The organism is Pseudomonas sp. GW822-FHT06D10 (assembly GCF_058799535.1).
Map to the genome: position 1 here is coordinate 1,200,223 of NZ_JBXALN010000001.1, position 20,081 is coordinate 1,220,303.

A 20,081-nucleotide genomic window follows, 5' to 3' on the forward strand; every position below is an offset into this window, starting at 1 on the left:
TGCTCTAAACGGCGCGTGTTGTGAGGGGGCGACTATGCGCGTACGGCGCAGAGCGTTACAGATTCAGGTAAAAACTAAAAAACCATATCAGCCAAGGCTGCACCACCGTAGGCATGAGGAAAATCTGATCCGTATTAATGTGGTTTTTCTGAGCCTGTTTTGTTTCCCCGCTGATTCCTACAGTGCACCCCGTGCCAGACCGGGTGGCCTGGCAAGACTTTGCAACCGTGGAAGCATTGACCATGAACTCAGCAACAATCGGACAGGCCTACAACTACAAGGTGGTTCGCCAATTCGTCGTCGCAACAGTGGTATGGGGCGTGATCGGCATGGCCATGGGGGTGTGGATTGCCTCGCAGCTGGTGTGGCCGGAGATGAACCTCGACCTGCCCTGGAGCACGTTCGGCCGGCTGCGGCCGCTGCACACCAGCCTTGTGATCTTCGGTTTCGCCGGCAGCGCGCAGTTCGCCGCCAGCTACTACGCGGTCCAGCGCACCTGCCAGGTGCGGCTGTACTCCGACACCCTGGCCGCCTTCACCTTCTGGGGCTGGCAGTCGGTGATCGTGATCATGCTGATCACCCTGCCCCTGGGCTACACCACCACCAAGGAATACGCCGAGATCGAATTCGCCGGCGCCGTGTGGATGGCGGTGGTCTGGGTCGCCTACGCGATTGTGTTCTTCACCACCGTGGTGCGGCGCAAGAGCCAGCACATCTACGTCGGCAACTGGTTCTTCGGCGCCTTCATCCTGGTGATCGCCATGCTCCACGTGGTCAACCACCTGTCGATCCCGGTGGACTGGTTCAAGTCCTACCCGGTGTATTCCGGGGCCACCGACGCCATGGTCCAGTGGTGGTACGGGCACAACGCCGTAGGCTTTTTCCTGACCACGGGCTTTCTCGGGATGATGTACTACTTCGTGCCCAAGCAAGTCGGGCGCCCGGTGTACTCCTATCGCCTGTCCATCGTGCACTTCTGGGCGCTGATCACCCTGTACATCTGGGCCGGCCCGCACCACCTGCACTACACCGCGCTGCCGGACTGGGCCCAGTCCCTGGGCATGGCCATGTCGCTGATCCTCCTGGCCCCGAGCTGGGGCGGCATGATCAACGGCATGATGACCCTCTCCGGGGCCTGGCATAAGCTGCGCACCGACCCGATCCTGCGCTTCCTGGTGCTGTCCCTGGCGTTCTACGGCATGTCCACCTTCGAGGGCCCGATGATGGCGATCAAGACCGTCAACGCCCTGTCCCACTACACCGACTGGACCATCGGCCACGTACACGCCGGTGCCCTGGGCTGGGTGGCGATGATCACCTTCGGGGCCATCTACCACATGGTGCCCAAGGTCTTCGGCCGCGAGCAGATGTACAGCGTGCCGCTGATCAACCTGCACTTCTGGCTCGCCACCATCGGCACCGTGCTGTACATCGCCTCGATGTGGGTCAATGGCATCACCCAGGGCCTGATGTGGCGGGCGGTGAACGAAGACGGCACCCTCACCTACTCCTTCGTCGAGGCCCTGGTGGCCAGCCATCCGGGGTTCGTGGTGCGTTTCGCCGGCGGCGTGTTCTTCCTCAGCGGCATGCTGCTGATGGCCTACAACACCTGGCGCACCGTGCGCGTTGCCGATGAGCGCCTGGCGCTGAGCGACGCCCGGATCGCCTGACCCACCTGCCCCACGCCGGCCCCCGTGGCCGGCGTGTTGCGTCTCAGGGAGCCTGAAAACCCATGGATATACTGCTCAACCTGCTGGGGGTGGCGTTTCTCTACCTCTGCATCGAGTACTGCCTGCGTCACCAGAGTGCCAAGAGCCTGGACGACGCCAGCCTGATCCCCTTCGCCGACGACCCCGACGTAGCCCGCCGGGTGGAGCTGGCCACGGGCAAGAAAATCAACGCCGTGGCGCCGGAGGAAGCCAAGCCGGGTTGGATCAACCTGGATATGTAGAGCGCTTTGGCTGGCAAGCCAGCGCCAGCAATCCCCTGTAGGAGCCGGCTTGCCGGCGAAGGGGCCAGCACGCCTCGCGCAATCCCGGGCATCGCTTTCGCTGGCAAGCCAGCTCCTACAGTGGGGGTATTGGCCGGGTCAGGCGCGCTCGCGGGGGATCAGGCTCTGCAACTGAGCGGCGAGGAAATTGCCGTCAAAGGCAAAGACGTCAGGGTCCTTCAAGCCGTTGGTCTTGCGCCATTGCCAGCCGCCCGAAGCCTCGCCGACCAGGGACACGCTGCCCAGCCGCGCCGCAGTCAGGCCGATCACCGCCAGGGAAATCTGCCCTTGGGGGCCCATCACATCCGGCACGAACTCCACCGGTTTGCCGGCGATATGGATGGTCAGCTTCTCGCTCTTGAAGGTCGAGACCTCCAGCGGCACCGCCGGGCTGAAGGCCACATAGGGCTCGCGCTGCAACGCCAGCAGGTCCGGCAGCAATACCGGCGCCAGCCAGTCTTCGATCTGCCCGAACAATTGATGAATGCGACGCGCCCAGACCACCGACTGGCTGTCGAACAGCTGCTTCTTGTGGGCTTCACTGGCCGCGTAGTGGCGCAGCATCTCGCCCAGTTGCTGGATATCGTCCATTGTGCTGTGTCCCTGGCTTCGACCTTTGAGAACAGCAGGTCGCCGGCCCTGAGCATGGCAGATGCCGGTGTCGGGCGTTGAGTTGTTTGCCCGCCGGCTCGCCGAGCCCTGTAGCTGCGCCCACCGATGATGATCCCGCGGGCCGCTGGCGGCGATCACCGGCGAGGCATTACCAGGCAAAATCTACAGCGCGGTATCCGCCGCTCGGCGCTGAAACTGCAGCCGGTACTGACGCGGCGTCAGGCCGGTGGTTTGGCGCAAGGCGCTGCCCAGGTGGGACTGATGGGCAAAACCACAGTCCTGGGCAACCGCCGCCAGGGGCAGGTCCGTGTGCTCCAGCAGCCGCCGGGCCGCTTGCAGACGCACCTCGGTGATCCAGGCATGGGGCGTGATGCCTACAGCACGACGAAAGTCGCGCAGCAGGCGCAGTTCGTTGTGGCCGTAGGTCAGGGCCAGTTGCGCCAGTGACAGGGGCCGGGCGTATTCATCGGCCATCTGTTGCAGCACCTGCCCCAGCTCCGGGGCCGGGGCTGGCGCCGCCCGACCGGGCTGGGCCAGCCCCAGAAACGCCAGCGCGCATTGCTCCAGGGCCAGCTCATCGGCCTCGGGCGCCAGCAGCAGGCGCCTGGCTTCGCGCCCCAGGGCCAGGGCGCGGGCATGCCCCGGACTCTGCATCCGGCGCTGGCCAGGAACCAGCGGCGTCGCGCCCTGCCAGCGCAGCAGCAGGTATTCGCCGCCCATGGCGGATTCGGAAAACACTTCAATGCCTGCGGGCGTCAGGGCCAGGGTGCCGGGCCAGGTATCGAAATCCTCGCGGCGGTCGGAGTCGATGGCATGCACCCCGCGCTGACGTTCCAGGGTCACCCCCAAGGTCTGCCACTGGGCCGGATCCCGTGCGCTGTAGGCCGCGGCCGGCAGCAATTGCAGCAGCAGGCGGCCGTCCAGCAGACGATGTTCGAGCACCTGGGGCATGTGAAATTTCCTGATAGATCGCCACCCGTGGCGGCGTGAAACTAAGCCTTACCCAACCGCACCACAGAGGAGTTGCCCATGCGCACCATCGGCCTGATCGGCGGCATGAGCTGGGAGTCCAGCGCCGAATACTATCGCCTGATCAATCAGCAGGTTCGCGATCGACTGGGGCCGCTGCGTTCAGCACGGCTGTTAATGTACAGCGTCGACTTCGGGCCTGTCGAACAGGCCCAGCATGCCGGGCGCTGGGACGACGCGGCGGCGATCCTGGTGGAGGCAGCCCGGCGCCTGGAAGCCGGCGGCGCCGAATGCGTGGTGCTCTGCACCAACACCATGCACAAGGTCGCCGGGCAGATAGAGGCCGCCATTGGAGTGCCCTTTGTGCATATTGCCGACCCCGTGGTGCAGGCCGCCCATGCAGCCGGCACCCTGAGCGTGGGGCTGCTGGGCACAGCCTTCACCATGGAGCAGGCGTTCCTCAAAGGCCGCCTGGAAGACCAGGGCCTGAAGGTGCTGGTGCCCGATGCAGCGCAGCGCCAGGCGGTGCACCGCATCATCTATGAGGAGCTGTGCGTGGGCGTTGTCAGCGAGAGCTCGCGGCGGCTGTACCAACACGTGATCGACGGGCTCCAGGCCCGTGGTGCCGAGGCGATCATCCTCGGCTGCACGGAAATCGGCCTGCTGCTCAAGCCCGAACACAGCGCCCTGCCCCTGTTGGACACCACCGAACTGCATGCCCGGGCGGCGGTGGATTTCGCTTTGCTGGAGTGAACGTCAGGGCCCGCAGGGCCTTGCATGGCGATCGCCTGTCGAACCTCGGGCGGCCTCAGGAGCCCTGCATCTGCTGCGGAGCCGATCGTCCGAACGCGGCCCGAGCCTGCGGCAGCGGCTACACGAACCCGGCCTCAACGACGCAAGCGCGCCATGCTCAACACATCGACATAACCGCCGTCGCGTACGGCGTAGTCGCGCAGCTGGCCTTCGGTTTCGAAGCCGAACTTGCGGTACAGGCCGATGGCGGCCTGGTTGTCGGCATACACCGTCAACTCCACCCGGCGCAGGTTCATCCAGTTGTCGGCCACCTCCAGCACCGCCGCCAGCAGGCGGCTGCCGATGCCCTCGCGTTGCCAGGCCGGGGATACGCCCATGCCGATACCGGCACAATGGGCCCGGCGCACCCGCGCCACCTGCAGCAGGCTGCAACTGCCGATCACCGCGCCCTGGTGCAGGGCAACCAGGGCCACCAGCCCCTCGTTTTCCTGCCCCTGCCCGACGCGCTTGCGCCACAACTCGCGGGACTGGTAAGGCAGTTGCAGGGTCTGGGCCGCCACACTGGGTTCGCTGTACAGCGCCGTCAGGCCGTCGATATGGGCTTCGTTGCACCGCTCGATGACGATGGTGGGATGGACGTTGGGCATGGCGAGGTCATCCTTGAAGTCGAAGTGGCCATCGAGTGTAAAGGCATGCGGCTCTGGATGACGAGGGGATTGGTGCTCGTTCGCCGCCAAGGAACCGTCGCGCAGGCACACCCGTAGGAGCGGGCTTGCCAGCGAAGGCGTTTCCGGAGCCGACGCAGGATTTGCGGGGCCCTTTCGCCGGCAAGCCGGCTCCTGCATGGAGTCGCGGTGGGTGCCCGCTCGTGGGCGCGGGGGTGAATCTCTGCAAGAGCGGGCGGGTCCGTTCAGACAAACCAGTCCTGGCGTTCGCTGAAGGTGTTGAGGATCAGTTCCACCAGTTGCTGTACCTGCTCTTCATGCTCCACCTGGGCATTGACCGCCAGCCAGGCGCGGCGTTGCATGCTTTCCTCGAACAGGCCTGGCAAGGCGGTGAGGCCGCGGTCGAAGCGGCTCATGTACTGCGGCAGCAGGCCAATGCAGGCGCTGCAGCGGATCATCTCCAGCATCAGTTCATAGGAATGCACCTGCACCACCCCGGCCAGGCGCTGTTCCACCAGGCTGTTCCAGGGCCGGAACGGCTCGATATGACGGTCGTGCTGCCACTGCACCAGCATGTAGTCCGCCAGGTCGTCCAGGCTGTCGGGGCGGGCCGCGACCCGGGAATAGCGCTTGGCGATGTGCGGCAGGTAGTCGATGCGCGCCAGGGGCATGGGCTCGCGGGTGGCGAAGCTGGGGCCCGGCAGGGGTGAATCCTCGGCCGCCAGCCACAGCACCAGGTCGGCGCTCAGGGCCTGCAGGGACAGGTCGCTGTCGATGGAGATGATTTCCAGCCGGGCGCTGGCGTTGCGCCGCAGCAAGGCGATCAGGTCACGGCCAAGGATGTCGTGGAGGATGGTTTCCGCCACGGCCACGCGGATCAGGGGTTGCTCGATCACCGGCAGCCGCCGCTGGTGGGCCAGGGCAATCAGCTGGGCCTGCAGTTGCAGGCCTTCGCGGCTCAGGCTCAAGGCATTGCCGTGGTAGCAGAACAGCGAACGGCGCAGGTGCTCCTCCAACTGCGCCAGTTGCTTGCGCAGCAGCGTGGCCTTGATGTTCAGGCTGCGGGCCGCCTGCATGAAGCAGCCGCAACGGGCGCTGACCAGAAAATACTGGGCCACCGCAGGTTCGATGCCGGCGGCCAGGGCCAGCCAGGCTTCCCGGGGTTCCTGGGGCGCGGTGTATGGCGCAAAGCCCTGGAGTGGAGCTGGTTCGAGAAATGACATCGGTGACTCCCTGTCTTGTTGAATGTTGCTTCCTTGGCGGGCGGACGGCGGGGCCGTGGGATCGCCTTCGCGGGCAAGCCAGCTCCTACAGCTTGTCCTCCAGGACCTGGTTCAACACCGCGCCATCGATGCTCAGGGTCGCAGTGTTGAGCATGCCTTCCAGGTGGGCCTTGGCGATCTGCTCCTGGCGCTGGGCGCGCAAGGCCTGGGTCAGGCGATCACGCAGTTCGTCCAGGCTGGCGGTCCGTGCTGGCTGCTGTTCGGTGAGCTTGAGCACGTGGAAACCCGCCGCGCTCTGCACCACCTCGGACACCCCGCCCACCTTGAGCCGAGCCACCGCACTGCGCACCTCCGGCAGCAGTTGCTGCAAGGGCTGCAGGCCGGAGTCGCCACCGCGCTGGGCGCTGTCCCGGTCCTGGGAGTACTGCGCCGCCAAGGCGGCAAACTCCCCCGGCGCGGCCTGGGCCTTGCGGCTCAGTTCCTGCGCCTGGCGGCGTACCTGTTCGGCCGCCTGGGGTTCGGCGACCCCGAGGAAGATCTGGCTGACCCGGTACAACGGCGGCGTCATCCACGCCGACTTGCCGCTGTCATAGGCCTGCTGCAACTCCGCCGGGCTGGGGTAGTCCGCCGGCACCTGGCTGACCGACTGCAGATAGTCGCGAAACACGATCTGTTCGGTGGCGGCGCGGGTCTGCTGCTCCACCTCCGGGCGCTGGCGCCAGCCCTGGGCATCGGCCTGCTCCAGCACGGCCTTTTCCGCCAGCCGTGAACGAATCCAGGCTTCCAGCGCCGGGCGATTGCCGCGCAATTGCCCCCGGGATTCCTCGGGCAGGCTGGCGAACAGGCTCTTGAGCTCCTCGGCCGCCACCTGCTGATTGCCCAGGCGCGCCACAGCGGGCGTAGACGCCAGTTGTTGTTGCAGCAGGGTCGGGGCCGGCTGCTGCGCCGCCACCGGGTCATTGCCCGGGCGCAGGGCCAGGCCCAACGCCAGGCCGAGCAAGGTCAGTGCCCCGGCACCGACCACCAGGGTGGGCTTTTTCACAGGGTGGCCGCCTCTTCCCGGGGTTGGCTTTGCGCCGCCTGGGGCGCTTCGGCCTGGGCCTGCAACTGGGCCGCCTGCTGGCTGTATTCGCGCAGGTAGACGATGAACTCCTGCAGCAACCGATCCCACAGCTCCAGCTGGCTGCGCAGGTGGGTCTCGCCGACGCCGGCCACCACCACGTCCATCTCCATCACCAGGAATTCGCCCTGCAGCGACAGCCGGGCAAAGCGCCGCGAGGCGTTCCACAGCTCCGCCAGCCCGGCCGGCAATTCGCCCTGCACCCGCAGCGCGCAGCTGTAGGTGAAGTCCACGTAGTGCCCGGCTTCGCTGCCCGGGTTACCGAAGCGCACGGCGTAGCCGATGCCCTGGCTGGCGCTGAGCAGTTGCACGATGCCGTTCTGTTCGGTCTGGTTGACCCGGTAGCCGGCGCCTTGCAGCAGGTCGGTGAGGCTTTCGGTGGTGACGCTGTTAATCAAGGTCATGGTCATCTCTTCCCTGGTGATCAGTGGGTGCTCGCCGCCCGCGGGGCGTCGAACTGGGTCTGGTAAAGCTCGTCGCCAAAGCCCTGGGCCAGTTCCTCGAACTTGACCCGGGCGCTGCCGGCGAAGGGCTGGCGGATTTTCACCACCTCGGCCACGTCGATGTTTTCGTAGGCCGCCAGGATCTGCTTGGCGATGCCGTACATCTGCTGATTCTTGACCGCACATTGCTGCACTTGTGTGTCACGCTCGCTCAATTGCGCCTGCAACCTGGCCCGTTCGGCTTCCTTGCCCCGGGCCAGCACCAGCAGGTCCTCATAGGCCTTCTTGAACTTGCCCAGTTGCTCGCTGCTGGCGGCCGCCTGGGCCTGGGCCTGGCTGTGCAGGCTCTGCTGCTGGCCGGCCAACTGCTCTGCCACACCACGGGTCTTGGCCAGCTCGGCCGTCAGTTGCTTGACCTGGGCCTGGGCCTCCCTGGCCGCGTTCTCGGCGGCGACCCGCGCCGCCGCGGCCTGGGCCTGTTCGCTTTGCAGGGCCTGCAGCTGCTGGGTGGTGCTGCGCAACTGGGTGCGCAGGCGCTCCTCCATGCCTTCGGCGCTTGCGCCGACACTGGCCAGCACGCCCCAGACCAGCAACAGGCGCGCCGCCCCTGCCCTCGCTCGGCTGTTCATAACCTTCCTCCCTGCACTTAGAAGCGCGTGTTGAGTTCAAGCTGCATCACGTCCACCTCGTAGCGCGGCCCGTAGACTTCCGAGGCGCTCATGTAGCGGGCCGTGGCGTAGATGTTCTTGTCGATGCCGTAGTTGCCGCCCAGGAAATAGCCCTTGGCGTTGGTGCCCCCCAGGTGGAACGAGGAGTCGTTGAAGCCGTCGGGCAAGGCGTCGGGCTGGATGTACTTGTAGCCGGCCAGCAGGTTCCAGTCCCCGGACTTCTTCATTTCCAGGGCGTTGCCCAGGGTGAACTGCACCATCAGCGCGTTGCCGCCGCTTTCGAACTGGCCCTGGCTGTTGATGTTGTTGACGATCTCGCCCTCGCTGCGCTTGAGCATCTCGCCCTTGTCGTAGGCCAGGTTGCGAATGAAGTTGGTCTGGCTGCGCAGGCGCAGGTCGTCCGGCAATTCGGTGTCCCAGGCCAGGTTCAGGTCGAGCACGTCGAACTTCGAGGCCAGGCCCACGAACTGCGGCTGCGGGGTCAGGCCCGGCGTGGCCGGGTTGGGGGTGATGTCGCGCAGCAGGAACACGCTGTTGCCCTTCTGCATGAAGGCGACCCGCGAGCCATCGGTGTCGCAGCCCGGGGCCCCGGCCCAGGGCGCGCAAGGGCTGGAGCGCTGGCCCTCGATGTCATCGAAGCGATAGTAGGCCAAGGCGCCCTTGAGGCTGTTGCTGCGGTTGATCTTCCAGTTGGCGCCGACCTGCCCGCCGAACAGCCACTTGGTGTCGCTCTCGTTCTTGTCGAAACCGTTGCTGGTGGCGGTGTCGTTGGTGTACTCCACCGGGAAGGCGCCGAGGGTGCCGAACAGGCCCCAGTCGCTGCTCAGCTTGTGGTTGAAGATCGCCGCCACGCCGTCGAAGTTGAGGTCGTTGGAGTACAGCATGTCGGTTGCATAGAACGGGTTGGCGATCCGCCCGCCGGTCAGGGTCAGGTCCTGGGTGGCCTTCCAGGTCAGGTAGCCCTGGTCGAGCCAGATGTCCTTCTTGCCGAAGCCGCCGCCCAGGGTCTGGGTGGTGGACACCGGGTTGTTGTCCGAGCCGGTGCCGATGCGGATGCCGGCGGTCCATTCCGGCGAGATCACCGCCTTCATCCCCAGGCGCGCGCGCAGGCGGAACAGGTTGTCGCGGTCCTCGCGGGTGTTGAGCAGCGGCGGCAGCTTGCTGTTGGTGTCCTTGTTGACGTCGTAGGGGCCACTGTCGTTGAGCTTGGCGTAGTCGACGATCTCGTTGCTGTTGTTGTCGGCGAAGAACCGCGACTCGTCGCGCAGGCGGATGTCGCCGTCGAAGCTGATACGCGAGATCCAGTCCGGGAAGGTGTTGGGCTGGGCCCAGTTTTCCTGCTTGGCGGTGGCCATGACCTCGGCCTTGACCTGATCGCGGATCTGGTCGCGGACGATGGCCGGCACGTATTGCACCCGCACATCACCGGGCGCCGCAGCCGGGCCGGTTGCCGCCACGGCGGTGGCCGCGCGGGCCTGCTGGGCTTCTTTCTCGGCCTGGGCGATCAGCCCGTCGGCCTGCTCCTGCTTCAATACCCCCTGCTGCACCAACAGACGGATCAGGTTGATCGTGGCGTTCTCCGAGGGCGCGGCCGCGGCGGCCGTGGCCTGTCCGGCCAGGGTCAGGGCGACCATGCCGAGCGCCAGGGTCAATCGATTCACGGTGGAAATCATCTGCACACAACTCCTGTAGAAACTGCAAATAGGGGTTTGCTCATTCCGGTCGCCGGCCCTTGAGGGACAGGCGTACCGGCAAAGTCAGGGAGGCCGGCATGCGCTCTTTCAGGCGCGGCGTGGCCCGCAGCGCCGCCAGCACTTGCTGGTCGGTCTCGGGGTTGCCACTGGAGCCGGCCAGCTCGGCGCGGGTCACCTGCCCGTCGGCGCCCAGCCACAGGTCCACCTGCAGCGCATAAGCCTTCTTGCGCAGCTCCGGGTCTTCGCGCAGCGCGCGCTGGAAGGTCGCTGCCAGGTACTGCTTGTAGGTCCCGGTGCCCAGCCCGCCGCCACCGGCGCCGGCCATGCCGCCGCCCTTGCCGGCGCCGACGTTGAAGCCGTCATTGCCGGCCTGGGCGTCGCCATCGATCTGCATCGGGTTGGCCAGATCGTCCGCCGGCGATGGCGGGGCTTCCTCCTCCGGCTTGACCTCCTCCGGGGTGGGCGTGGGTTCGGGCTCCGGGATCTTTTCTTCCACCGGCTCCGGCTCCTTGGGTTGTTCCGGCGGCGGTGGGGGTGGCGGCGGCGGAGGCGGCAGCGGGATGATGGTCGGCACCTTCGGCGCTTCCCGGCGCACCCCGGCCATGTCATTGGCCCACTGCCACAAAAACCAGGCGGCCACGGCTCCCAGCAGCAATCCGGCGCCCCACTTCAGCAGCTGCACGGCTCGCGGTTTGTTCTGCACCGGAGGCAGTTCGATGGGTTGTTGTGCGCTCATGGCTCAGCCCTGGCTCGGTTTGCCGGTGACCAGGCCGACCTGGGACAACTCCAGGCGGCGCAGCAGGTCGAGGACTTCGATGACCTTCTGGTACTGCACCGTGGCATCGCCGCGGACGATGATCGGGAAGTCCGGGTTCTGCGCCTTCTCGATGCGCAGGCGCTCTTCCAGCTCGCCCAGGGTCACCGGGTAGGCGTCGAGGAACACCTGGCCGCCATCGTTCACCGAAATGGCCCTGGTCTTGGCCTCGGAGAGCGACACCGAGGCGCTGGCCTTGGGCAAGTGGATCTGGATGCCCGAGACCTGGGCGGTGGCGGTGAGGATGAACATCACCAGCACCACCATCAGCACGTCCACCAGGGGCGTGATGTTGATGCTGTCGACGGCGGCATCGTCTTCGTCGTCATGGGAGGCATTCACGGAAGCCATGGCAGTTCTCCTCAGGCCGGAACCGACGCGTTGCTGTGGCTGACCCGCCAGTGGGCGTTTTCGCTGTGCTGGCTCTCGCCATGCAGCTCCGCCAGCCGGGTGATGAACTCGTCGACGAATACCCGCATGTCGGCGCCGACTTCCTTGTTGCGGGTGATCAGGCGGTTGTAGCCAAACAGCGCCGGGATCGCGACGAACAGGCCCATGGCCGTGGCCAGCAAGGCCGCGGCCATGCCCGGGGCGATGGCGTTGATGTTGACGTCACCGGCCATGGCGGTGCCGAGGAACACCACCATGATCCCCAGCACCGTGCCCAGCAGGCCGATGTAGGGGCCGCCGGCAATGGCGTTGGACAGGGTCGAGAGCTTGGAACTCAGCTGCTGGTTTTCCCGGGTGCGCACGCCATCCATGGAGCAGCGGATGGCTTCGATGGTGGCCGCCGACACCGACGAGGTATCGGCGCCCTGCTCGCGGCGGGTGCGGATCTCTTTCACCGCCACCAGGTACAGGCGCCACAGCGAGGAATGCTCCAGGCGGCTGGCCAGCACCTGGTCGTCGGCAAACATCTCCAGGCGGGTGCCGACCTTGGCGAACTGCTCGCGGAACAGCGCATTGGCAGCGCTGACCCGGCCGACCATGCGGTTCTTGCGCAGCATGATCACCCAGGACTGGATCATCATTCCCACCAGCACCAGGATGATCACCCAGGCATCCACCGGCACCGCCTTGAGCAGGAAACCCAGGCTGCCAAAACCAAAACCCGACTGTTCTTCATCGACGCCGTAGGCCACCAGCTTCGACTCCGCGCCCTGGGCGCTGGCATCGGCCAGGATCAGCGCCGCCGGACGCGCCACCTTGGACAGGCGCAGCTCGTCCAGGGCCCCGGTGAAGGGCTGGAAGTGACTGGCCTCGGCCCCGGCGGCCGCTGGCAAGTCGGCGCCGATGGCCAACGGCGAATTGAAGGTTGGAATGGCTTGGGCCAGGCTCGCGGTTTCGCGGCCATTGACATACAGCGCCAGTCGGCTGCCCTCGCCGCTCAGGGCCAGGTGCTGCCACTGCCCCGGGTTCAGCGGCTGGGTGGAGGCAGCGCGCTGGCCGTCCACTTCAACGAAGGGCATGCCCTGGTTGATGCCGATCAGCAGGCTGCCGGTACCTTCGCGGCGAGCCAGCAGCAGTTGTTCGCCGCTGGCCTGGTCCAGGCGCACCCAGGCGCTGAAGGTAAAGGCGCCGCCGGCGTTGTGCTGCAACGACGGGCTGGCCGGCAGCAACAACGGCTGGCCGCTGAACTGCAGTGCCCGGCCGATCACCCCGTCGATCGCCGCGCCGGTGGCGTTCTGCGCGGTGTTGCCGTAGGCGGTGGTGTCTTTGGCCGGCGTACCGTTGCTGCCGTCGAAGTGGTAGATCGCGGTGTAGCTGGGGTCGAAGGTCAGTTGGCCATTGGCCGTGCTCGGGGCCTTCTGGTTGCCGTAGTACATCCAGATGTCCTGGCGCTGGCCGCCCTCGACCTTGGGCACATCGACCCAGATCAGCGCCATGCCCATCAGCGGGTCGAAGCTTTCGATCTGGTGGTTGAGCAGGGTCTTGTCATCGGCGGCGACAAAGCGCAGGTCGGCGCCGTCTTCCTTGACCCCGTCGAAGGTGAAGTTGCCGGTGTGCAGGCGTACCAGCAACGCGGTGCGGCCCAGGGCCTCGTTGATGGCCGCGCCTTGCGGGGTGGTGTCCACGCTGATCTGCTTGCGGTAATGCCAGTCGTCCTGCCACCAGGCATGGGCCGTAGCCGGGAGCACGAAGCCCAGGCAGATCAACAGGCTCAGGAATAAGCGTTGCATGTGAAGGGTCTCCGTAAAAAGTCAGAACGTCGCTTGCACGCTGAAGTGCAGGCGCGGGTCGTATTTCTGGGTGTTAGGGCCGTCCTTGAGCGGGTAGCCCCAGTCCAGGCTGCCGGACAGCCACTTGCTCAAACTGGCGCGGGTGCCCAGGCCGACACTGGCCAGGCTGTATTCGTCCTCCTGCTCGGGCAGCGGGTCGTGCAGCGACAGGTGCGCGCCTTCGGCAAAGGCATAGAAGCGCCACTCCTGCACGTAACTGCCGAGGAACTTGGCCAAAGACGGCGTGCGCAGCTCCTGGGAAAACAGGTAGCCCTCGTCCCCGGTGCGTTCGGCGGCCAGATAGCCGCGCACCGAGGTGGCGCCGCCGGCGGAATACTGCTCGTTGGACACCAGCGGCCCCGAGGCCAGCTGGAACGCCGCCTTGGACGCCGACTGCCAGTCGTTGGCGAAGGTGTAGGTGAAATTCAGGTCGCCCTTGAGCACCGAGAAACTGGCACTGGCCTCGTCGCGCTTGTACTGGAACTCCTCGGCATCGCTGCCGTAGCCGAAGAAGCGCCGGGTGCCGACGATCAGGTTCAGGCCCAGGCCCAGCTGGGCTTTTTCGCTGTAGCGGTAACCGTTGTAGCCAAAGGTCATGGGGGCGTACTTCAGCGGAATCTGGTCGCTGCTGCGGCCAAAGCGCATCTCTTCGTCGAAGTCCTTGAAATCCACACCCACCGACAGCGAGTTGGCCCAGTTGCCCGCGGCGGGCAAGGTGTAGATCGCCGACACCCCGTAGGAATGGCCCTTGCCCAGCACGTTGCTGCCGCCGATGGTGGCGATGTTGCTGTCGGACTGGTAGCCGGAGAACTGCAAGGCCCAGCGATCGCTCAGCGGCGCGGTGTAGGAACCGGACCAGACCTTGGCGTTGTCGGTGTCCTGGGGCGCGGTGAAATAGGTCAGGGAAATGCTGTGGCCCAGTTGCCAGAGGTTGTCGTAGCCGACATTGACCACCGTACGCAGCTTCTCGGTGTCGGCGCTGTAGTCGTTGTTCAGGCCGACACTGGCATGCCAGGGGTTCTGGTCTTCCACTTGCAGGTCCACGTCCATGGTCCCCGGGCGCTGGCCTTCACGCACCAGCGGCATGACCTGGCGCCCGGCGCCGCGGTTGAGCCCGGCCAGCTGGCTTTGCACCGTGGCAAAATCCGGTACCTGGCCTTCTTTCAGCGCCGGCACCTGGTCGCGGATCTCCACCGGCGAATAATGCTTGGCCCCCACCACCCGCACTCGGCCGACCTTGGTTTCACTGACCTGCAGGTAGACGATACCGTCCTCGACCTTCTGCTCCGGCAGCTCGACGAACACCGACTGGTAGCCGCGCTCCTGATAGACCTTCTGCAGCGCATCCCGGGCGCCTTCGATATCGGCCAGGGCCTTCTGCGGGCCAAGGAAGGGATACACCGCCTCCTCGATGGCCCGGGCATCGAGCACGGTATTGCCGCGCACGAAGTATTCATTGACGTCCACCAACCGCGCCGCCGCCGAGGCTTCGACCGGGGCCGGCTGGCCCTCCTCGGCCTGCACCGCCGGCACCAGCGCCGCCAGCGCCAACCAGCCGCACAACGGCCACCAGCGCCCGCCACTGCCCGGTCGCCCTGATTTGCCCAGATGCTCCACACCGCCCCCTAGAAGTCTGAAAATTGGCGCGCACGCGCGCATTGCCGTCGCCGTCTGCACAGCGTTTGGCCGATTCAATTGCTGGTGATCGAGGTGTTTTCGTGGCGAGCCAGCCAGGTATGCAACAGCGCGAAGTTCAACGAGAACTCGGGCATTTGCAGCAAGGCACCGCAGAACACTTCACCGATGATTTTCTGGATCAACTGCACCGCCCGCGGGTTGTTCAACAGCGTGGCGATATCGCGACTGAGGACACTGAAGCTCCAGACCTTCTGATTCAGGTCCAGGCCGATGAACCAGCGAAACAACAGGTTGTAGCTGAGCTGCTCATAGAGTTGCTGCTCGCTGGGCACCGAATACAGCAACTGCAACAACAGAATGTGCATCACCGTGCGCGGCGCAATCAGCATCCCCGGCTCGGCGTTGAGGCCCTGGAGCAGGTCGCGGTGCTGATCCAGCAACTCATCGATCTGCGGGCGCAGCAGCACCAGCGAATGCCCCGGCGGGATATAGCTGGCCACCTCCTTCAAGGCGCCCTGCCAGTCATCCTGGGAGACGATCCAGACCCACGGCGCGCCGTAGCGATAGACCGACACCGGCTTCTTGCGCGCGGCCTCGACAATCTTCGACAGCCGTTGATCCAGCTCCTGCATGCCCACTTTCGAGTAGCGTTCCATAGTCCCCATAGCCTCACTCCCGGCGTCCCGCCTCGGCTTAAAAAAGTGGCCTGGCGGCCCCCTCAAGCGCGTTACATACCCAAGACGCGCGTGGCCATGTGCTACCGAACTTTTGTCATAAAAGCTTCATTCACAAAGGCCAACGGACGGTGAAACCACGACCTCCGAAAGTGGAGCGTGCACACAGCCCATTACCGGATGGGCAGGCCTGGGCTGCTTCGCGAAATATTTGGTCGTGAATTAATTCTCGCCAGCCCCAGCCTGCGTTACAGCCCGGTGCGCAAGCCCTTGCGCAGTGCATTCAGGCTATAAGGCCGGCAGCTTTCAGCGTGGCGGACGGCCACGCCAAAACACTGTTACGACAGGAGGAACCATGGATGTTCAACGCCTCGCGCAGGGCAAGGCACAGCGCAGGAATGGCCTGCTGCTCCGGGCATTGGTCAGCGCCCTCGCCCTGCAAGGCTGCGCAGGACAAACAGCCGACATGATTGGATTGCCCATCGAGGGCTTCAGCCACACCTCGGCGGCCATCAACCGCTTTTCGGTCAATGGCAATGGCGGCCCGAATATCAGCCCCTATGGAGGTGGGGGTAGCCAGATGTGCTGCGCACCACTTCCGGTCAAGTGGCATCCTGGTTTGACCGTGGTCGTAGAGTGGGAAAAAGACTCTGACCCTCACGCATCTGCAAATTGGCCACCACTAGAGACTGATGGCTACAGGGCGGCCTACAAGATTCACGCAGCCAAGTACACCCGTCATCGCGCGGTGGTGGCTGTTGCGCCGTATGAACGACCCGGAGCTATCGACGTTCATTTTTTGCCCTGCAATCAAGTCGCGGTATCCGCCGTGGCGGAGTTGCCAGGCCAACCTGGGTATCCCTTTAACTTCCCTCAAAAAATGCAGGAGCCAAATGCATGTCCGAAGCCCTAATTGCGCATTCCACCTGATCGGCCGCTAGCGAAGCAGCTAACGACCACAAGTAACGATCCAACTTCCGCTTCCCCGGAAGCTCGCTCACGACAAGGCTGTCCCATGACTCGCTTTTTGCTCTTTGTGTTAATCAGTTGCATCGCTGTGCAAGGCTGCGCTGAACCAAAAACCCGCGTACTTGGAGCCCCGATAGAGGGCTTCAGCCATACCTCGGCAGCCATTAACCGCTTCTCAGTCAATGGGAGTGGAGGTCCTAACATCAGCCCTTATGGAGGTGGAGGAAAACAAAACTGTTGCGCTGCACTTCCGGTCAGGTGGCATCCGGGATTAACCGTAGTCGTCGAATGGGAAAAAGATCCCGATCCTCATGCATCCGCAAATTGGCCTCCCCTAGGCACTGATGGTTACAGAGCCGAGTACAAAAAACATGCCGCCAATTACACACGCCACCGTGCAGTAGTGCTTGTAGCTCCATATGAAAAGTTGGGGCTGGTCAATGTGCATTTTCTACCTTGCAACCAAGTCGCAGTGTCGGCTGGGACCACCTATCCAAGCCGCCCGGACTATCCCTTTAATTTCCCTGAAAAGATGCAGGAGCCCAAGACATGCCCGAAGCCCTAACTCCACCTCACTCCCGGCCAGAAGCACAATGGCTCACCCCTACACCCGAATTCAGAGACGGTGGACTGCTACCTGAGACACCCAAGCAAGTGGCACACAACCGCCGAGAACAACACAAAGCCTTTGCCCCCTTTGAGCTCGCGGCGCAGCGCGCAGCCCAAGCCGCAGGAAACGTTTACATTGGTTCGCCCTGCATGAAAATTCTGAGCATCACTCTGTGTTTTGACGGCACCAATAACCACGAGCCCAGCGATAGCATCGCCCGACCTTCTACCACTACCAATGTGGCTCGCCTATACCATGCGAGCCTGGGACGCACCTCAAAGGAGTCAATAGAGCAGCAGGGCTTTTATGCATATTACATGCAAGGTGTCGGCACCGAGTTCAAGGAAATAGGTGAGTTCAAGCCCGATGCTGACGGTCTAAAAATGTCGATGGGCGGCGAAAAGCGGATTAACTGGGGCCTGACACGTCTTATAGATGCACTCAAAAGAGCCTGCGGCAAAGAACCGCTAACGGTAGAAGACTCCTGTCAACTCGTCGAAAAAATGGGCACCAGCCTCACCGAAGATCTGCTCGGCGCATCCCTGTTCAAAGACAGCCACGCCCGCCGTCAGGAAGCGCTGAAAGAGCCATTGGCAACCCTGAAAAGCGAAATAGATGCCGCCCACGCCGCCAAGTCCATCGCCAGGATCAAAGCAGTGCGCCTGTTCATATACGGCTTCTCCCGTGGCGCCGCCGAAGCCCGGGCCTTCGCCACCTGGCTCGAAGCCTTGACCAGGGTCGAGGTGAACGGCGAAACCTGCTACCTGTTCGCCGGGCTGCCCATCAAGATCGTGTTCATGGGTCTGTTCGACACCGTGGCTTCGGTGGGCATTCCCTACATAGTGCCCTTCGCCGCCGGGCACATGGGCTGGGCCGACGGCTCGCTGCGCCTGCCGGACTCCGAAGCCTTTCTCGAACACTGTGTGCACCTGGTCGCCGCCCACGAACAACGGGGCTGCTTCCCCCTGGATTCGATCCGGCGCAAAGCCGACCCGGACGACCCCGACTGCCCTTCCACCTATCGCAATGGCACCGCTGAATACCTCTACCCCGGCATGCACTCCGATGTCGGTGGCGGCTACCCGCCTGGCGATCAGGGCAAAGCCTTCGCCGGTAGCCATGAACTGCTATCGCAGATTGCCTTGCACCATATGTACGCCGAAGCATTCAAGGTTGGTGCGCCGTTGCAGGTACCGTCCCGGGCACTCGGTGTCTGGAAGAAGGAGTGGCCCTGGTTGGAAATGGATGTTGAAACAGAAAACGAATTCGACATCGGCCCCACCCCAATCAAGCGCTTCAACACCTGGCTCAAATCCGTAGAAAATGGCCCACTGGAAGACGTCATGGAACGCCAGGCCGGCCTGATCACCGGCTGGCGCATCAACCGCTATGCCAACTACCGCCTCAGACACACTCCCTCCTATGGCGAAGTGATGAAGAGCGGCCACCCCCGCGGTGGCGACATGACCGCCAGGGAAATCGAATCCTTCGAAGCCCTGCACCGAATGCAGCTCGAAGAAGACGCCGCCGTCCGGGCCAATCAACCGCTGCCTGAATGGTCGGAGCGCCAGCAGCAAACCCGGCAAGAACATGAACGGGTGAAACAGGAGTACGAACGCCGCACAGGAGCCGCCTCCCCGGTCGAGCTCAATACCAGCAAAGTGTTCGAACCGAGCCTGGACCACCGGCAATTGGAAAACGCCATGACCGACTTTCGCCGCGACTACATCCCCGAATGGGGCTTGAGCGAAGGCGACGGCTTCAGTCTGGGCAGCCTGCCCAATATCCTCCTGGGTGGCATCGTCTACATGACCAACGACCAGGACGAGGCCGAGGACTACGCCAAGCTGCGCTGCGCCGGAAACCATCATTACGCAATGCTGTTCGACTCCAATGGCCAGCCCCTGGACGAACAGGCCAAGGCAATCATCAGGCTGTTCGACGAGCAGGTACACGACTCCCGTGCCTGGTTCATGAACTCCAACCTCAACGAACGCGAACTCTTCAGCGACTACTTCCGTTACCGCTGCGTCTTTTTCGACAACGAATCGAACAAGCAACTGTCGCTGCTGGCGACCGCCACCCGAGTCATCGGCGTAGCCGTGGCTGTGAGCAGCATTGGCCTGAGCATCAAACGCCGCGACCCACGCTTGCTGGTGGGGCTGATTATTCCGTCCCTGGGCATCCCGGTCCTTCGAGGCAAAGCCGGCTTACCAGAGATCCGCGCATTCGACACCGTTACCGGCCTCGCCCTGCCGATGCTTGAAGGCATGGAAGCCCTGCGCGTCTTCACTCACGATCCTGGCAGCGTACTGAAACAAGCACAGGCACTGCCAATGCCTGCGGCGCTTAACGAACAGACCGCCACCACCGACGACTTGAAAACCATCCTCAAAGCCGCCCAAGCCCTGGCAGCACAAGCCAACGCACCAAACGCTGCGCCAGAAGAACCCTTGAATCCACTTGATGCAGCACAAGAAGCAACAGTCCCGGGCTGGCTGGACCAAGCAAAGAGCGCAGCCAGGCACCTCAATACATGACCAAAATTATTCTGGCTTTTGCTTCTGCTGTTGATTTGGCTGTTGATCTTGACCCACCCGCCCCTCGGCAGGCTGAGTGCAGGTGTTCATCAGGGGACGGGCGCGCAGCGTCCCTCGACAAAGTCGAGGCCATCGCTGGAAACGATGCCCCCTGATGGGCACCGGAGCGAGGGAACCTGAGCGCCGCGAAGGCAGAACGCGGGGGCAAGCGTTTTTGGTTACTTTTCAGACGACTGTAAAAAGGCACTCGCCGTAAGGGTGAAACCTTAAGTGGTCGTTACCGCAGCAGCGGATATGAACCCAACCACCCAGAAAAACTGGCTGGCTCGCAGGCCGCCAAGTCCCCCTCCGCAATCCTACAAAACTTGCAGACGCGTCTGACTTGTCCCCTCCGGGACCCAACGCCCATAGTCTCTCTCGGTTCGCCAACCCGCGTTTCGAGCGCATCTCGCGCACCGAAAAAATGCTGACGACACCAAC

General features: G+C 64.1%; 19 protein-coding genes. 6 read left to right on the forward strand and 13 right to left on the reverse strand.

Annotated features, from left to right (window positions below):
- The first annotated feature begins 242 nt into the window (after window positions 1-242).
- Both ccoN and AC1RL5_RS05145 read left to right on the forward strand, forming a co-directional pair.
- Window positions 243-1,670: a cytochrome-c oxidase, cbb3-type subunit I gene (ccoN, locus tag AC1RL5_RS05140; RefSeq protein ID WP_011061125.1), complete on the forward strand. Its 1,428-nt coding sequence runs from the start codon at window positions 243-245 to the stop codon at window positions 1,668-1,670.
- 62 nt (window positions 1,671-1,732) lie between these two features.
- Window positions 1,733-1,951: a hypothetical protein gene (locus tag AC1RL5_RS05145; RefSeq protein WP_011061124.1), complete on the forward strand. Its 219-nt coding sequence runs from the start codon at window positions 1,733-1,735 to the stop codon at window positions 1,949-1,951.
- A gap of 138 nt (window positions 1,952-2,089) precedes the next feature.
- Here AC1RL5_RS05145 and AC1RL5_RS05150 read toward each other — a convergent pair whose 3' ends face one another.
- Both AC1RL5_RS05150 and AC1RL5_RS05155 read right to left on the reverse strand, forming a co-directional pair.
- Window positions 2,090-2,581: an SET domain-containing protein gene (locus AC1RL5_RS05150; protein WP_015635490.1), complete on the reverse strand. Its 492-nt coding sequence runs from the start codon at window positions 2,579-2,581 to the stop codon at window positions 2,090-2,092.
- Window positions 2,582-2,764: 183 nt separating this feature from the next.
- Entirely contained in the window at window positions 2,765-3,553 is a 789-nt protein-coding gene (locus AC1RL5_RS05155; RefSeq protein ID WP_093402996.1) for a helix-turn-helix domain-containing protein, read from the reverse strand.
- Window positions 3,554-3,631: 78 nt separating this feature from the next.
- Between AC1RL5_RS05155 and AC1RL5_RS05160 the strand changes: the two genes are divergently transcribed.
- Window positions 3,632-4,324, forward strand: a complete 693-nt coding sequence (locus tag AC1RL5_RS05160) for an aspartate/glutamate racemase family protein (RefSeq protein ID WP_072450515.1) — start codon at window positions 3,632-3,634, stop codon at window positions 4,322-4,324.
- Between the two features lie 134 nt (window positions 4,325-4,458).
- Here the strand turns inward: AC1RL5_RS05160 and AC1RL5_RS05165 are convergent, their stop codons facing one another.
- From AC1RL5_RS05165 to AC1RL5_RS05215, 11 genes are all read right to left on the reverse strand, one after another.
- The gene (locus tag AC1RL5_RS05165) at window positions 4,459-4,971 is read right to left on the reverse strand and encodes a GNAT family N-acetyltransferase (protein WP_072450570.1); all 513 of its coding nucleotides are present in this window, start codon (window positions 4,969-4,971) and stop codon (window positions 4,459-4,461) included.
- A gap of 263 nt (window positions 4,972-5,234) precedes the next feature.
- Entirely contained in the window at window positions 5,235-6,212 is a 978-nt protein-coding gene (locus AC1RL5_RS05170; RefSeq protein ID WP_072450518.1) for a LysR family transcriptional regulator, read from the reverse strand.
- 85 nt (window positions 6,213-6,297) lie between these two features.
- A complete protein-coding gene (locus AC1RL5_RS05175; protein ID WP_492588846.1) occupies window positions 6,298-7,254 on the reverse strand; it encodes a peptidylprolyl isomerase in 957 nt (318 codons plus the stop codon).
- A complete protein-coding gene (locus tag AC1RL5_RS05180; protein WP_011061117.1) occupies window positions 7,251-7,736 on the reverse strand; it encodes a YbjN domain-containing protein in 486 nt (161 codons plus the stop codon). The genes AC1RL5_RS05175 and AC1RL5_RS05180 overlap by 4 nt, the downstream gene beginning before the upstream one ends.
- Window positions 7,737-7,756: 20 nt before the next feature.
- On the reverse strand, window positions 7,757-8,404 hold the full coding sequence (locus tag AC1RL5_RS05185; protein WP_145712148.1) for a DNA repair protein: 648 nt from the start codon (window positions 8,402-8,404) through the stop codon (window positions 7,757-7,759).
- 17 nt (window positions 8,405-8,421) lie between these two features.
- Window positions 8,422-10,116 carry a putative porin gene (locus AC1RL5_RS05190; RefSeq protein WP_072450522.1) on the reverse strand — a complete coding sequence of 565 codons (1,695 nt, stop codon included), beginning with the start codon at window positions 10,114-10,116 and terminating at the stop codon, window positions 8,422-8,424.
- A 40-nt stretch (window positions 10,117-10,156) separates the two neighbouring features.
- On the reverse strand, window positions 10,157-10,873 hold the full coding sequence (locus tag AC1RL5_RS05195; protein ID WP_492588845.1) for an energy transducer TonB family protein: 717 nt from the start codon (window positions 10,871-10,873) through the stop codon (window positions 10,157-10,159).
- 3 nt (window positions 10,874-10,876) lie between these two features.
- The gene (locus AC1RL5_RS05200; protein WP_492588843.1) at window positions 10,877-11,302 is read right to left on the reverse strand and encodes an ExbD/TolR family protein; all 426 of its coding nucleotides are present in this window, start codon (window positions 11,300-11,302) and stop codon (window positions 10,877-10,879) included.
- Window positions 11,303-11,313: 11 nt separating this feature from the next.
- Window positions 11,314-13,131, reverse strand: a complete 1,818-nt coding sequence (locus AC1RL5_RS05205; RefSeq protein ID WP_072450525.1) for a DUF2341 domain-containing protein — start codon at window positions 13,129-13,131, stop codon at window positions 11,314-11,316.
- 21 nt (window positions 13,132-13,152) lie between these two features.
- On the reverse strand, window positions 13,153-14,787 hold the full coding sequence (locus AC1RL5_RS05210) for a ShlB/FhaC/HecB family hemolysin secretion/activation protein (protein WP_375538544.1): 1,635 nt from the start codon (window positions 14,785-14,787) through the stop codon (window positions 13,153-13,155).
- A gap of 74 nt (window positions 14,788-14,861) precedes the next feature.
- Window positions 14,862-15,464: a transposase gene (locus AC1RL5_RS05215; protein ID WP_072450526.1), complete on the reverse strand. Its 603-nt coding sequence runs from the start codon at window positions 15,462-15,464 to the stop codon at window positions 14,862-14,864.
- Between the two features lie 373 nt (window positions 15,465-15,837).
- Here AC1RL5_RS05215 and tli1a (AC1RL5_RS05220) point away from each other — a divergent pair, with 373 nt between their 5' ends.
- The 3 genes from tli1a (AC1RL5_RS05220) (at window position 15,838) to AC1RL5_RS05230 (ending at window position 19,601) form a co-directional block, all read left to right on the forward strand.
- A complete protein-coding gene (gene tli1a, locus AC1RL5_RS05220) occupies window positions 15,838-16,395 on the forward strand; it encodes a DUF3304 domain-containing protein (protein ID WP_492588841.1) in 558 nt (185 codons plus the stop codon).
- A 102-nt stretch (window positions 16,396-16,497) separates the two neighbouring features.
- Window positions 16,498-17,016: a Tli1a family immunity protein gene (gene tli1a, locus AC1RL5_RS05225; protein WP_072450528.1), complete on the forward strand. Its 519-nt coding sequence runs from the start codon at window positions 16,498-16,500 to the stop codon at window positions 17,014-17,016.
- Window positions 17,001-19,601, forward strand: a complete 2,601-nt coding sequence (locus AC1RL5_RS05230) for a T6SS phospholipase effector Tle1-like catalytic domain-containing protein (RefSeq protein WP_492588839.1) — start codon at window positions 17,001-17,003, stop codon at window positions 19,599-19,601. The genes tli1a (AC1RL5_RS05225) and AC1RL5_RS05230 overlap by 16 nt, the downstream gene beginning before the upstream one ends.
- Window positions 19,602-20,081 lie beyond the last annotated feature (480 nt).